Raw genomic sequence first — 13214 nt, 5'->3', positions numbered from 1 at the left:
GCGGCGGTGCCCAGGTCGCCGGTAGCGAGTCAGGCCGCAGTCGGTATCATTTCGCTTGGCTTCAACGGGGGATCGCCCTCGTCACCCCTTTGAGTCCTGCCGCCATGAAGAGCTCTTCTACCGCGTGGGTCATGCCTGTCGTGGCCATTTTCACGCTACAGACTGTCTCCGCGTTTCTTTCACGCCTTATCCCGATCGTTGCGACTGCGATGTCCGAAGAGTTCGGATGGAGCGGGAGTTCCATCGGCTACCTGACTGCGAGCAACGCGCTAGGCGGCCTGATGATTCTCGTTGTCGGATCGTCCATGCTTCGGCAAATTGGAGGCACGCGCAGCTTGCAGCTGGCTCTGGTTGTGGGAACGGCAAGCATGGCGTTTTTCTATTACCCGAGCATGGCCGTGGCCCTGGTGGCCTGCTTTGCCATGGGGATGAGCAACGGTGCCGCGAATCCGGCCGGAAGTGAGGTGCTGCAGAGATTCTCACCGCCGGAGATGCGCAATCTCATGTTCTCGGTCAAGCAGGCGGGTGTGCCACTGGGCGGAATGATCGCGGGGCTGTGTATTCCGGTAGTCATCGCCCTTGTCGGGTGGCGCCTGGCCCTCGTTGTCTGTGCGGTAATTGTTTTGGTGCCAACCGCGCTGACCTGGCGATTGAGCGGGATCCTGGATGTGAAGGGCTCGGCGAAGAAGCGGCGGCCGTCCATGATGCCTACGCTGCACTCGTTACGCATGCTCAGCGTGCCGTTGGCGTCGCTGAGAAGCAATCGCGGCTTGTTGAAGATGTCGATTGTGGGCAGCCTGTTTGCCGTATCCCAAAGCTGCTGGTTCGCGTTCTCCGTGGTTTACCTGGTGGACCGGCTGGGCTTTTCATTGAGCCTGGCGGGAGCGGTATTTGCCGTGATGCAGGTAGGAGGGGTCGTCGGCAGGATTGCGTTGGGTTGGCTTTCTGACCGCTTGGGGTCGGCCACCGGAAGTTTGTCGATTGCCGCCCTGTTCTCGGCAGGCACGACGATCCTCTTGGGATTTACCACCCCGCAATGGCCGCTCTGGTCTCTCATGGTTCTAGCCTTGGTCGCCGGGTGCTCTGCGGCAAGCTGGAACGGTGTGCAGATTGCGGAGGTCGCCCGCCGCTCGCCTGCCCACCAGATCGCAGAAACGGCTGCGGGAGCCTCGATATTGGTCAGTTTGGTGAACATCGTGGCGCCGGCTGCTTTCGCGGCCACGGTGGCGTTCAGCGGCAGGTACGATATCGCGTTCCTTTGCGCCGGCGCTTGCTCGTTGTTGGTGCTGTTTTTCTTGCCCCGGGACGGGCGTACTTCCCCAGCGCCTTCTTGAACATCGTGCTGAACGCGGTGACGGATTTATCCGTCCCGCGGCCGGCCGGCCCGCGCGCCTAGCCGATTGCCGACGACTTGCCGCGCACATTCACCGGGGATCCCGGCTCCCCCGAGAACGCCACTTCGATGCGGCAGGGCATGCCCATATCCTCGCCTTGCAGGATGACGATTTCGCCATGGGCTTTCCGGCCCAGGTCGCGCAGCATTCCGGCAAAAGCCGCGGCGGCTGCGCCGGTTGCCGGGTCTTCCAGCACGCCGCCAATGGCAAACGCGTTGCGCGCGTGGAACAGGGTATCGCTCTCGCTGAACACGAACGCGATGGTTCCGATGCGATGCGCTTGCATGAAGTGCCGTCCTTGGTCGAGGTCGTAGTTCATGCGCGCCAATGCGGCGCGTGAAACCAGCGGGACAATCAAGTGGTCGATCCCCGCGTTGGCCATGCAGGGCGCGAGCGTGGGATCCAGGTCGTCCATTGCGTAGCCGAAGAGTTCGAGCGCCTCGGCTAACAACTCGGGGCTGGCGAGTGCGCTGCGCGTCGGCGGCGAGCGCAGCACGCTTATCCATTCGCCATCCTGGATTTCAGCCGACACTTCGATTCGGGCGTTTGCCAGGGCCAGCGGATACCGGGCCGGCCCCACGGTCTGCCCAAGCACCGCGCCTAGCGCGATGGTCGCATGCCCGCAAAAGGCGACTTCGGCTTCAGGCGAGTAGTACCGGGTGCGCCACGAACCATCGCCGTTTGGACAAGAGAAGACCGTTTCCGAATAGCCGACCTCGGCCGCCACCCTTTGCATTTCGTCGGGCGAGGGGAGTTGATCCGCAAGAACGACGCCGGCGGGATTTCCGCCTTGGCCCTGGTTGGTGAATGCAGCGATCCGGTGAATGTGCATGAGGTTTTCTCTGTTGTCTCGGTGTGGCAATTGTGTATAGGGGGCAAGAATAAGGCAATGCGCCGAGGTTCAGCCGGGCTGTTTCAGGTGCTGGCCAGGCCCAAGCCCAGCAACGCCGCCATCGCGGCCAGAGCCCGAAGCCGCCGCGGCGCATAGCTGAGCGTGAGGGTGGTCAGGATCGCGCCGCATGACAGCATGCCGAGCCAGACCAGTGTCGCCACCGCGATACCCCAGGCCTGCAGGCAGGCGGCCATCGCAGCAAGCGCCAGCAGCGCGGCGCCCAGACGCAAGCCGAATCTGAGCCCGGACGTTATGGTTTCGTGACCCGTTGCCTGTTCGTGATGCCGGTCCATTGCCAGCGCCAGGCAGGCAAAGGTGGCGAAGGCCAGCGCCAGCGCGGCCAGGGCTGCGATCGTGGTGCTCATGCGGTCCCCATCGCCCAGGCCAGCGCTGCCAGCACGGTAATGCCGGTCAGCAGCCACCGCCACGCATTCTGCGCCGCGAACACCCACAGCCCTGCCACCGTGTAGATCAGAAAGCTCAGCAGGCTGGCCACGACCACCCCGATCGCGGGGCTGACGAGGCCGCCAAGCGGCAGGAGCTGAGCCAGGACGATGGCGCTCACGGTCGCCAGCGCGTAGCCGCCCAGCACCGCGCAGAGCACCCGGGCCAGCACACGCCAGCGATGGCCATGCGGCGCGGCCGTCACGCGTGCCTGCCGGGGAGCGGTCCAGTCCCCCGCGCGCAGGCGCCAGGCCAGCAGGGTGAACAGTCCGCCAAGGACGACGATGGTGGACTCCACCAGTGCCGCCTGCCAGTCGCCTCGATGCGCATAGGCCAGCGCATGTTGCCCGGTGGTCAGCACGTTGGTCACAGGCAGCAAGAGGCACAGCAGCGCGGTGCAGGCAACCTGTTCGACCCAGGCGCGCCGCACCGGCCGCACGCAGGCATGTGCCAGGTTCAAGAGCCAAACCACGAAGAAGCCCCTGATCTCCCAGGTGTCGCGGGCGGGCAGTGCTGCCGGGAGCAGGCGGTTGGCATGGAAGTACGCGATGCAGGCCAGAGCGGCTCCCGCAATCGCCGCCACGTTGAGCGCTTCGACAATGCGGTAGAACGCTGGCGTGGCGGCGCCGAATTCGCTCTGGCCCTTGTTGCGCCGCTTGACGGTGTAGAGCACCGCTCCGGTCGCCATCATCAGCGTGCCCGCCAGTCCGCAGACGAAGTACAGCCACTTGATCGTCCAGCCGCCATATGAGGCCACATGCAGGCGCTCCATCACTTCATGCGCGGCGTCGCCAGCTTGCCGGCCGGCGGCTGGATGCAGGGCGGAAAACGCGCCGCTGACGCCGTCGAACACGGCGCGTCCGACCGGGCTGGTGAGATCGCGTATCGTGGCGGCAGAATCCGGCCGGCCATACACGCTGATGCGCTCCCGCGGCTGTCCCGGGCGCTCCACCATGATCATGCGGGCGGGGGTCGCCAGCGCCGTCTGCGCCGCGTGCATCAGCACGCCCAATTGCTGGCGCGCCGGCAGACCGTCGTCCAGCTGAGGACGTGGGGGCAATGCCGTGGTCCCGGCTTGCGGCGACTCCTTGGCAAGCTCCGCCTGCCAGCGCGCCGCCCCTTGCTCGCCATAGACCGCACGAAGCGGGCCTGGCATGTAGCTGGTGTAGAAGATCGCCAGCCCGGTATAGGCGATCATCAGCTGGAACGGCAGCGTGAGCACGGCCGACGCATTGTGGCCGTCAAGCCAGGCGCGCTGGCCGCGCCCCGGACGAAAGGTGAAAAAGTCCTTGAAGATGCGCTTATGGACAACGATGCCTGACAGCAGCGCGGCCAGCATGCCGATCGTCAGCCAGCCCACCAGCCAGAAGCCGAACGTGCCGGTATGCAAGCTGTAGTGCAACGTCATGAAATGGCGGCCGCCTTCGCTCTTGCGTCCCCACGGCTGGGGCAAAACGGTGCCGTCGCGCGGATCCATCGCGGCTTCGTGCGTGACGCCGGCGTTGGTGCGCCACACCAGCCGCATCGCCTGCGTCGTCGTTTCGGGCAGCTCGATGCGCCAGAAGCGTACGTCGGCTTCCTGGTCAGCGAGAAAACGCGAGGCCGCCGCCAGCACGGCCTCCTGCGGCAGTACCAGCGGCGCGGGCGGCAAGACGGGTTCGGCCGTCATCCAGCGCGAAATCGGCCCCCGGAATACGCTGATGCTGCCGGCCAGGAAGATCAGACACAGCAGCCAGGCGCACACCAGTCCGCACCAGGTGTGCAGCCAGCTCATGCGCTGGCGCAGGCCGGGCTTCATGTCAGAACGTGCCGCGCAGCGTCAGCATGGCGTTGCGGGGATCGCCGTAATGAATGCCGTTGACCAGGTTGCCGACGGCGCTGTAGTAGGTCTTGTCGAAGATGTTGTTGAGGTTGACCGTGGCGGCCCAATTGCGGTTGATCTGGTACTTCGCGTAGGCGCTCCACACCGCGCGGCCGCTGGCGTGCACGGTGGTGGCGCCGATCTGGCGCGACTGCCCGCTCTGCACATTGACGCCGCCGCCCACCGTGAAGGCGTTCAGGTCGCCGGGCAATTGATACGTGGTCCAGAGCCGGAAGATGTGCTTGGGCGTGTACCACGCGAACGCCTGGCCTTCGCCGTCCTGGTCCTTCAGGTACTTGGTCGTGTTGAAGGTGTAGCCGGCGAAGAGGTTCCAGCCGCGGGTCAGCTCGCCGCTGATCTCGGCGTCAAAGCCCTGGCTGCGTACCTTGCCCGCATCGGTGTAGCAGAAATAGCCGGCAGCGCAGGTCGGGCTGGTGTTGAAATCCACCTGGGCGCGGTTGTTCTGGTTGATGCGAAAGAGCGCGAATGCGGTATTGACGCGGCCGTCCAGCAACTCACCTTTCAAGCCCAGTTCGTAGCTTTCACCAACGATCGGCTTGAGCGACTCTCCCGCGGCATTCACCTCGCTCTGCGGCTGGAAGATGTCGGTGTAGCTCACATAGGTAGTCCATTGCGGCGACAGGTCCAGCATCAGGCCGGCATACGGCGTGAAGTGGGTGTTGGCCTGTTTGGTCTGATCGTTGACGAGCTCGCCGGCTTCAGTCGTGTTGGTCGTCCAGACCCGGTTGGATCGGCTGAATCGGCCGCCCAGCACCAGCTTCAGGGGATCGGCAAGTTGCAGGCGCGTGGTGCCGTAGAAGCCCAGTTCGCGATTGGAGCCGATGCGCGCCTCGTCGGTGTCTGCGCGTATCTCGGCCGTGGTGGGCTCGGGCAGGTTCGGATTGAAATTGAACGCGTTGAAGGTCGCGTAATTGACCAGGTACGCGTAGGAGGTGTCGATCTTGCTGTGTCCGTAGTTGGCGCCCACGACCACCTCGTGCGTGCGGCCGAACGCACGGAACTTGCCGGTCAGGTTTGCATCCACGCCCGAGGTATCGATGTCGGCCACCGTCCTGGCCACGCTGACCGTCGCCATCTGCGTCACGGGGTTCACCGCCCGGCTCGACGCGGTGTACTTCAGATGCTGGCTTTCTTTCACGTAGGCGCCGGTCATCTTGAAACGCCAGTCGTCGTTGAACGCATGCGTGAAGTCGGCGTAGAAGCCCTGGTTCGAGGTCTCCTGCCGGTTCCAGTTTGCGCCGAAGCTGGTGGACCGCCTGAAACCGACCTCTTCACCGTTGCTGTAGCGCGGCAGGCCGGAAATCGAAGGACGGCCTCGCAGGTCTTCGTAGCTATATCCTAGATTCACCTGCGTGCGAGGCGAGAAGTCGTACTCGACCGTGGCGTAGACGGTGGTGTTCTTCAGGTTTACCCGGTCCACGAAAGAGTGCTGGTCCTGGCGGTCGATCAGGGCGCGGCCGCGCAGGCTGCCGTCTTCGTTCAGCAGAGCGCTGCCGTCCAACTGCATGCCGTAACGGTCCCAGCTTCCGGCCTGGGATTCGACCATGAAGCGGTCTTCCTGCAGGGGGCGCATGCGCACCAGGTTCACCGCGCCGCCAGGGGAACCCGAGCCCTGCAGCAGGCCGGCCGCGCCGCGCAGCACTTCGACGCGGTCATAGAACGCGGTGCCGCCCGAGTAGTTGCTGGCGCGGCCATACATGCTGCGTTCCAGCGGCACGCCGTCGTACTGGATCACGCTGTTGTTGAAGCCGCGGGAATAGATGTATTTGCCGCCCTGCGGGCTCTGTTGCAAGGTCACTCCGGTGGTGTTTTCCAGCGCGTCATATACCGAGGTCAGGTTCTGCTCGTCCAGGCGCTGGCGTGTCACCACGCTGACCGATTGCGGTATGTCTCGCAGCTGCTGCTCGCCCTTGCCGATGGTGACCGCCGACGTGGTGTAGGACCCGGTGCCTTCGGTCATGAGCCGGTACTCCTGCCCCGTCACGGTGACAGGTTCGAGCATGGTCGCGCCGCCGCCAGGCAGGCGGCGCACGGCATAGCCGCCGCTGGAAAGCCTGACTCCCTCGAATCCGGTACGGGACAGCAATGCGCTCAAACCGCGCCCGGCGCTCCAGCGTCCTTGCAGCCCCTCGGACCGCAGCCCGCTCACCTGCGCGGCATCGAACGACACATTCACGCCGGCGGCGCGCGCAAACTGGTTCAGCGCCTGCTCAAGCGGCCCGGCTTCGATGGCGAAGGTGTATTCCGCTTCTTGCGCGGCGACACCGGCCTGCGCTTGGACCGCTGGGGCGATAAAGCCAAGAGCGGCGCCACACAGCAGGCCGGAAAGAACGGTGGACAACACGGTCGGGACGGGCGTCAGGCGCGACGTCCTGGGGGTACGAGCGAGGGTCATTGCGAAATCTTGATAGGCCAGGTTGAAAGATGTCTTTCCCTGTAGGCCGGTCGAAACCGCAAATCCCCTCACTTTTCATGAAAAAAAAACTTGGCAGCCGCAAAACCGGGTGAGGACGGGCTTCACGCGGGCCCGACGGCAACCCAGTAGCGGGTCCTGTAGCGCAGCCGGATCGGCAATGTCTGCGCCAGGAACGCAAGCGTCCGGTCGGTGTCGTTCACATGATAGGTGCCCGACACGCGCAGATCGGCGACCTCAGGCGCACAACTGATGCGGCCATGGCGGTATCGCGACAATTCGGCCAACAGGTCCGCCAGCCGCATGTCCGTGCCCTCGATCGCGCCGTCCAGCCAGGCATCGGCCACCATGGCAGGCTGGCTCATCAGCCGCGCGCCCACGCGGTCCAGCCGTGCGGTCTGGCCTGTCTCGGCGATCACCGGGGCCCCTCCGTCGGCGGGCCGCAGCGCGACGGCGTGCTGCTGCACGCTGACCCGGGCGTAATCGTCGTCCAGGCGCACCACGAATCGTGTGCCCAGCGCCTGGACTGCGCCGAACGGCGTGTGCACGAAAAACGGCCGCTTGATGGGTGACCGCGCATCGGCGCCGGTCTGGATCGAGATCTCGCCGCGATAGAGTACGAGCACGCGTTTGTCGCCTTCCATCCGGACGCCTACGGCGCTGTCGGTGTTCAGCGCCAGGAAAGTGCCGTCCTCGAGTGTCATGCGGTCGCGCACGCCCACGCCGGTGCTTACGTCCGCCAGCATGCGCTGCCACGGGGTGTGCTCGCGCACGGCCCAGCCCGTGCCCGTCAGTCCGCCCAGCAGCAGCATGCCCTTGACCAAGGCACGGCGCTGCTGCCGTCGCGTGTCGTGCGCCGTCCCCATGGCGATGAGCGTGTCCAGCGCCAGCTCCTGCGGTACTGCAGTGAAATCGGCATTCAACGCTTGCATGCGCAACCAGGCCCGCTCATGCAGGGGCGCCGCGCGGCGCCAGCGCTCGAAGGCGGCACAGGTGTCGGGATCGGGTGAACCGAAGTTCAGTTTGACCGACCAGGCGATGGCCTCATCGACCACGGCGGCAGGAATCGTGGCGGCCTCGCTCACGAGTCACCAAACCGGTGGGCATAGCATTGGCGCAAGCCCGCCGCGACATAACGTTCGGCGGTGGCAAGAGAGACGCCCAGACGTTCGGCGATCTGTGGACAGCGCATGCCCTCCAGCTGCGCCCACAGAAAGGCCTGGCGCACCTTCGGCTTGAGGGAATCCAGCATTTGATCGATCTTGATGAGCGCCTCCAGCACCAGCATCCGGTTCTCGGGCGAGGGCGCCAGTTCTTCGGGTGTGCGCGCCAGCACCGCGAGCCAGGCACGCTCGAGCTCGCTGCGGCGCCAGTGATCCACCAGCAGCCCGCGCGCGATCGTACTGAGATACGCGCGCGGCTCGCGCGTCTCGATCACCGCCGGCCGGCCCAGCAAGCGGAGGAAAACGTCGTGAGCCAGGTCGGCGGCTTCGGAGGAATTGCCTACTTGCTTGCGAATCCAGCCCCGCAGCCATCCGTGGTGGTCCGCATAGAGCGTCTCGACTTGGGCCTGCTTCGTAAGGGACATCGCATGCGTTTGCAAATGATAATTATTCTTTATTGTAGAGAACTGCCGATGCGCAGGCAAGGCGGGAGGGGCGGGTGTTAATAGCGCGTCCGTTCGCATCGCCGCTCAAGGATTTCCCTAATCCAATTCCCCTTGCGGAAAATCAATAACCTATAGGACACTTTGTGTCATAGCGCCGCGACGGCGCACACAAGGGGAATGGCATGAAGGTCTTGAGCTTGGTGGCCGCACTGGCGACAACAGCAGCTATGTCCGGAGGCGCGCAGGCCGCGTTTCCTGATCGCCCAATCCGGTTAGTGGTGCCGTTTGGCGCCGGCGGCATCACGGATATCGTTGCCCGGCAGGTGGGCAAGGGAATGGGGGACGTGTTGGGGCAGGGGATCGTGATCGAGAACCGGCCCGGCGCGGGTGGCGTGATCGCGGCGCAGGTGGCGGCCACGGCGCCGGCTGATGGCTACACGATTTTCATGGGGACGGTGGGCACGCAGGTCGTGAATCCGCTGATCTACACCAAGCTCAGTTACGACGCGGACAAGTTTGCGCCGGTGGGCATGGTGTCCGGATCGCCGTACCTGCTGGCCGTGCGATCGGGCGTGCCTGCTGCGTCGTTCGCCGAATTCGTCAAATATGCCAAGGCCAATCCGGCCAAGCTGAACTTCGGCTCGGCGGGCAACGCGAGTTCGCCGCATCTGGGGTTGGAGTTGCTGAAGCTGACGGCGGGCGTCGACATTGTCCACGTGCCGTTCAAGAGCGGCAGCGAGGCCGTGAATGCGGCGATCGGCGAGCAAGTGGATGCGGTGATGGACGCCAGTCCGGTCATCATGCCGCACGTGGCGTCGGGCAAATTGCGTGCGTTGGCCGTTGCGTCCGACAAGCGGTTGCCGTCTGCCCCCGCTGTGCCGGCCAGCACCGAGGCGGGCGATGCGGGCCTGCAGATCAGCTCGTGGAACGCCTTCTTTGCGCCGGCTGGCACGCCGCCTGACGTGGTGGCCGCGTTGAATGCGGCTTTGCAGAAGACGCTGGCGTCGCCTGAGCTGAAGGAGCGGCTGGCCGCGCAGGGCACACAGCTGTACACGGGAACCCCCGACGAGTACCAGCGCTTCATTGGCGGCGAAAAGACCAAGTGGGCCGAAATCGTGAAGCGCGCCAATATCAAAATGGATTAGGCAACGCGCATATGAAAAGGAGCCTTATATGAACAATGGGGTGACTCACCCGCTGGCGGGCAAGCCGCTGGAGCTGGCGGATACGCTGCGATCGGGCAACGCCTGGAAGATCCGGCTGGCCTGCGGGCTGATGGGCCTGCCGGTCAAGCGGCGCACGTTCGACATCGTCCAGGGCGACCTGGAAACCGATGCGTTCGCGCGCATCAATCCGTGGCGGCAGGTGCCCGCGTTGTTGACGCCGGAGGGGCAGTGGCTGGCGGAGTCGCAGGCCATTCTCTGGTATCTGGGAAAAGGGACGTCCTGGCTGCCCGAAGGCCGGCTGCCACAAGCGCAGGTGTCGAGTTGGCTGAGCTTCGAGCAGACCCAGCACATGCACGCCTTCGCGCAGCCGCGCCTCTTGATCCACCTGCGCCAGACCGCAAAAAAAGACGATCCGGAGATGGTGGCGTGGCGCGTCACCGGCATGAAGGCCGCGGCGCTGATGGACGCTCACCTGGCGGGCCGCGACTACCTGGTGGGCGCCGCGCCGACCATCGCGGATATCGCGCTGTACCCTTACACGAGCATGGCTGAAGAGGGCGGTTATGACCTGTCCGGCTTTGCGCACATTACAGCCTGGCTGGCGCGCATGCGCGCATTGCCGGGATTTACGCCGTTGATCGAAACGGCATGACGGAGACATGATGGCCGATACGATGCACTTGGGAAAAGACGAACTGATCGCGCGCGCGCAGGCGGAAATGCAGCGCCAGTTCGAGACCCCGCAATGGACGTTGCGCGAGCGGCTGGCGCTGACCTGCCGCATCCTGTTCGACGGCGGGCACGATTCGGGCCTGGCGGGCCAGATCACCGCGCGCGCGCCAGAACCCAACCGGTACTTCACGCAGCGTTTAGGACTGGGCTTTGACGAGATCACGGCCAGCAATCTGCTGCTGGTCGACGAAGACCTCGTGGTCCAGGAAGGCGGCGGCATGCCGAATCCGGCGAACCGCTTCCATTCGTGGATCTACCGCGCGCGTCCCGACGTGAACTGCATCATCCACACGCACCCGCTGCATGTGGCGTCGCTGTCGATGCTGGAGGTCCCGCTGGAGGTCTCGCACATGGACAACTGTCCGCTTTACGGCGACGTGGCCTTTCTGAAGGACTGGCCCGGCGTGCCGGTGGGCAACGAGGAAGGCGTGATCATTTCCAAGGCGCTGGGCGACAAGCGCGCCATCCTGCTGTCGCACCATGGCATGCTGATCGCCGCCGGGACGGTAGAAGAGGCCTGCGTGCTGGCGCTGCAGTTCGAGCGCGCGGCGCGCATGCAGCTGCTGGCCATGGCCGCCGGCAAGATCCAGCCGATTCCGCCCGAACTGGGGCACGAGGCGCACGACTGGATCCTGACGCCCAAGCGGTCGCAGGTGGGGTTCTCGTATTACGCGCGCCGGGCGCTGCGGACGCACGCCGACGTGCTGAGCTGACGAGGGCGGGGCGGGGCCGCTCGACGGCGACGCCCTTTTGGGGCATTCTTGCCGGTTGTATTTGCGCCTTTCCGCCCCATGATCGACCTGCCGCACCGCCTACGCACCTTGCGCCGCCAGCAAAGCCTGTCCCTGGAACAGCTTGCGCAGCGCACGGGATTGACCAAGAGCTACCTCTCGAAGCTGGAGCGGGGCCTGAGCGAGCCCTCGATCTCGACGGTGCTGCGCCTGGCAGAGGCCTATGGCGTGGGCGTGTCGCAACTGGTGGGCGCGGACGACGCCGCACAGGATGAAGTGGTCAGCGTGGTCCGGGTTGCCGACCGCGAGGCCCTGCAACGCCGCGGCCTGGGCAGCGAATATCATTACGAGTCGCTGGCTGGCCGCCGCAAGGTCAAGGCGATGGAGCCTTTCGTCGTCCATCCGCCGCGCGAATTTCCGGACGCCGCGGCCGTGTTCCCCCACCCGGGCGAGGAATTCCTGCTGGTGCTCAAAGGCGCCATCGAAGTCCACGTGGGCGAACGCCAGTTCCGCCTGGAAACCGGCGACTCCGTCTATTTCGACTCCGAACTGCCGCATCGCATGCGCACTGTCAGCCGTGTGATGGCCGAAGTGCTGGTGGTGGCGGCGCACTGAGCGCGCGGGCGGCGTATCGAATCATGAATGACACAGGAGTAACCATGAAGAACGATCAATCGCGGCTCGTCCGCATCGATGCCGGCCCGATGAAGAACCCGGTGCCCGGCAAGCCGCGCCGTCCGATCTCGGGCGATGCCGCCTTCCGTACCGTGACCGCGTTTGAAGGCAACGCCGGCAAGGCGGAAGCCGGCGTGTGGGAAAGCACGGCCGGATCGTTCCAGTCCAACACCACCGGCTACATCGAGTTCGGCTACATCGTCGAAGGCGCGGCACGCCTGGTGGACCCGGACGGCACGGTGCATGAGCTGACGGTGGGCGAGGCCTTCGTCATGCCTGAGGGCTACACCGGCCGGTGGGAAGTGGACGAGTTCGTCAAGAAAATCTATTTCATTACCCGCATGGCCTGAAGCTGTCGGCCTGTACCCAGGAGCCATCCTCATGACCGCAATTCCCGCTGCCCCCGCGCCGGGCGCAGCGCTGCCCGCCCGCACCGCGCAGGTGGACGTCGTCTCGATCCAGTCCCAGGTCGTCTACGGCTATGTCGGCAACAACGCCGCGATGCCGGTGTTCCGCAAGGCGGAGCTGCGCGCGATTGCACTGCCCACCGTCATTCTGAGCAACACGCCGCACTATCCCACGCTGCATGGCGGGGCCGTGCCGCTGGATTGGTTCGAAGGCTTGCTGCAAGGGTTGAACGAACGGCGCGTGAGCCAGGTGGCGCGCGCGGTGGTCTGCGGGTATCTGGGACAGCCAGGTCAGGCGAACCTGCTGGCGCAATGGCTGACGGACGTGCGCGCGGCGCGTCCGGAGTTGCGCGTATTCATCGATCCGGTCATGGGTGACCGCAACGACGGGCTCTACGTCAATGAAGGGCTGGTCGCGCAATACCGCGATCTGCTGGTGCCGTTGGCCGAGGGCATGACGCCCAATCATTTCGAGCTGGAATTGCTGGTTGGCCGGGCGCTGTCGTCGGTGGACGAGGTGGTGGCCGCGGCGCGCGAACTCATGGCACGCGGGCCGACCTGGATCGTCGTGACCAGCGCCGCGCCGATGGCCGCCGCGCCCGGCACACTGCAACTGGTGGCCGTGACGCGGGATGACGCCACGGTGGTCACGCATCCGGAGATCGCCATTCCGCCGTCGGTGCATGGTACGGGCGACGTGTTCATGGCGGGCGTCGCGTCGCGGCTGCTGAACGGGCTGGACCTCATCGAGGCGGTGCGCGAAGCGGCGGCCCAGGTCACGGTGACGCTGGAGCGCACCCGCGAACTGGGCTGGGAAGAGCTGGCCGCCGAAGGCTAGCGACAGGCGGGACTTGTCCCGCCTTGCCCGC

13 protein-coding genes are annotated in these 13214 nt (G+C 65.3%); 7 read left to right on the top strand and 6 right to left on the bottom strand.

The window, feature by feature from the left end:
- The first annotated feature begins 104 nt into the window (after nucleotides 1-104).
- The gene (locus AB3147_RS20420) at nucleotides 105-1334 is read left to right on the top strand and encodes an MFS transporter (RefSeq protein WP_367352826.1); all 1230 of its coding nucleotides are present in this window, start codon (nucleotides 105-107) and stop codon (nucleotides 1332-1334) included.
- A 58-nt stretch (nucleotides 1335-1392) separates the two neighbouring features.
- On the opposite strand, the gene AB3147_RS20415 is transcribed toward AB3147_RS20420, so the two are convergent.
- From AB3147_RS20415 to AB3147_RS20390, 6 genes are all read right to left on the bottom strand, one after another.
- Nucleotides 1393-2226: a PhzF family phenazine biosynthesis protein gene (locus tag AB3147_RS20415; protein ID WP_367352825.1), complete on the bottom strand. Its 834-nt coding sequence runs from the start codon at nucleotides 2224-2226 to the stop codon at nucleotides 1393-1395.
- 83 nt (nucleotides 2227-2309) lie between these two features.
- Nucleotides 2310-2651, bottom strand: a complete 342-nt coding sequence (locus tag AB3147_RS20410; protein ID WP_367352824.1) for a DUF3325 domain-containing protein — start codon at nucleotides 2649-2651, stop codon at nucleotides 2310-2312.
- On the bottom strand, nucleotides 2648-4528 hold the full coding sequence (locus AB3147_RS20405; RefSeq protein WP_367352823.1) for a PepSY domain-containing protein: 1881 nt from the start codon (nucleotides 4526-4528) through the stop codon (nucleotides 2648-2650). Before AB3147_RS20405 ends, AB3147_RS20410 begins: the two co-directional genes overlap by 4 nt.
- Before the next feature lies 1 nt (nucleotide 4529).
- Entirely contained in the window at nucleotides 4530-7007 is a 2478-nt protein-coding gene (locus tag AB3147_RS20400) for a TonB-dependent siderophore receptor (protein WP_367352822.1), read from the bottom strand.
- Between the two features lie 122 nt (nucleotides 7008-7129).
- Complete coding sequence (locus AB3147_RS20395) at nucleotides 7130-8110, bottom strand: FecR domain-containing protein (protein ID WP_175139303.1); 981 nt, start codon at nucleotides 8108-8110, stop codon at nucleotides 7130-7132.
- Nucleotides 8107-8613, bottom strand: a complete 507-nt coding sequence (locus AB3147_RS20390; protein ID WP_367352821.1) for a sigma-70 family RNA polymerase sigma factor — start codon at nucleotides 8611-8613, stop codon at nucleotides 8107-8109. The genes AB3147_RS20395 and AB3147_RS20390 overlap by 4 nt, the downstream gene beginning before the upstream one ends.
- Before the next feature lie 203 nt (nucleotides 8614-8816).
- Here AB3147_RS20390 and AB3147_RS20385 point away from each other — a divergent pair, with 203 nt between their 5' ends.
- The 6 genes from AB3147_RS20385 (at nucleotide 8817) to pdxK (ending at nucleotide 13183) form a co-directional block, all read left to right on the top strand.
- Nucleotides 8817-9779, top strand: a complete 963-nt coding sequence (locus tag AB3147_RS20385; RefSeq protein WP_367352820.1) for a Bug family tripartite tricarboxylate transporter substrate binding protein — start codon at nucleotides 8817-8819, stop codon at nucleotides 9777-9779.
- 28 nt (nucleotides 9780-9807) lie between these two features.
- Entirely contained in the window at nucleotides 9808-10452 is a 645-nt protein-coding gene (locus AB3147_RS20380) for a glutathione S-transferase family protein (protein WP_367352819.1), read from the top strand.
- A 10-nt stretch (nucleotides 10453-10462) separates the two neighbouring features.
- On the top strand, nucleotides 10463-11245 hold the full coding sequence (locus AB3147_RS20375; RefSeq protein WP_105239914.1) for an aldolase: 783 nt from the start codon (nucleotides 10463-10465) through the stop codon (nucleotides 11243-11245).
- Nucleotides 11246-11323: 78 nt separating this feature from the next.
- Nucleotides 11324-11878: a helix-turn-helix domain-containing protein gene (locus tag AB3147_RS20370; RefSeq protein WP_367353563.1), complete on the top strand. Its 555-nt coding sequence runs from the start codon at nucleotides 11324-11326 to the stop codon at nucleotides 11876-11878.
- A gap of 44 nt (nucleotides 11879-11922) precedes the next feature.
- A complete protein-coding gene (locus AB3147_RS20365) occupies nucleotides 11923-12288 on the top strand; it encodes a cupin domain-containing protein (RefSeq protein ID WP_175185756.1) in 366 nt (121 codons plus the stop codon).
- 31 nt (nucleotides 12289-12319) lie between these two features.
- A complete protein-coding gene (pdxK, locus tag AB3147_RS20360) occupies nucleotides 12320-13183 on the top strand; it encodes a pyridoxine/pyridoxal/pyridoxamine kinase (RefSeq protein ID WP_367352818.1) in 864 nt (287 codons plus the stop codon).
- Nucleotides 13184-13214 lie beyond the last annotated feature (31 nt).

The organism is Achromobacter animicus (assembly GCF_040775605.1).
GTDB lineage: Bacteria > Pseudomonadota > Gammaproteobacteria > Burkholderiales > Burkholderiaceae_B > Achromobacter > Achromobacter animicus.
The sequence above is the reverse complement of the archived record's forward strand: the minus strand, read 5'-3'. Positions and strand labels throughout refer to the sequence as shown.

Bases quoted from the DNA above. Each gene is read 5' to 3' on its own strand.
- AB3147_RS20420 (WP_367352826.1), top strand. From the start codon at position 105: ATGAAGAGCTCTTCTACCGCGTGGGTCATGCCTGTCGTGGCCATTTTC.
- AB3147_RS20415 (WP_367352825.1), bottom strand. From the start codon at position 2,226: ATGCACATTCACCGGATCGCTGCATTCACCAACCAGGGCCAAGGCGGA.
- AB3147_RS20410 (WP_367352824.1), bottom strand. From the start codon at position 2,651: ATGAGCACCACGATCGCAGCCCTGGCCGCGCTGGCGCTGGCCTTCGCC.
- AB3147_RS20405 (WP_367352823.1), bottom strand. From the start codon at position 4,528: ATGAAGCCCGGCCTGCGCCAGCGCATGAGCTGGCTGCACACCTGGTGC.
- AB3147_RS20400 (WP_367352822.1), bottom strand. From the start codon at position 7,007: ATGACCCTCGCTCGTACCCCCAGGACGTCGCGCCTGACGCCCGTCCCG.
- AB3147_RS20390 (WP_367352821.1), bottom strand. From the start codon at position 8,613: ATGTCCCTTACGAAGCAGGCCCAAGTCGAGACGCTCTATGCGGACCAC.
- AB3147_RS20385 (WP_367352820.1), top strand. From the start codon at position 8,817: ATGAAGGTCTTGAGCTTGGTGGCCGCACTGGCGACAACAGCAGCTATG.
- AB3147_RS20380 (WP_367352819.1), top strand. From the start codon at position 9,808: ATGAACAATGGGGTGACTCACCCGCTGGCGGGCAAGCCGCTGGAGCTG.
- AB3147_RS20375 (WP_105239914.1), top strand. From the start codon at position 10,463: ATGGCCGATACGATGCACTTGGGAAAAGACGAACTGATCGCGCGCGCG.
- AB3147_RS20370 (WP_367353563.1), top strand. From the start codon at position 11,324: ATGATCGACCTGCCGCACCGCCTACGCACCTTGCGCCGCCAGCAAAGC.
- AB3147_RS20365 (WP_175185756.1), top strand. From the start codon at position 11,923: ATGAAGAACGATCAATCGCGGCTCGTCCGCATCGATGCCGGCCCGATG.
- pdxK (WP_367352818.1), top strand. From the start codon at position 12,320: ATGACCGCAATTCCCGCTGCCCCCGCGCCGGGCGCAGCGCTGCCCGCC.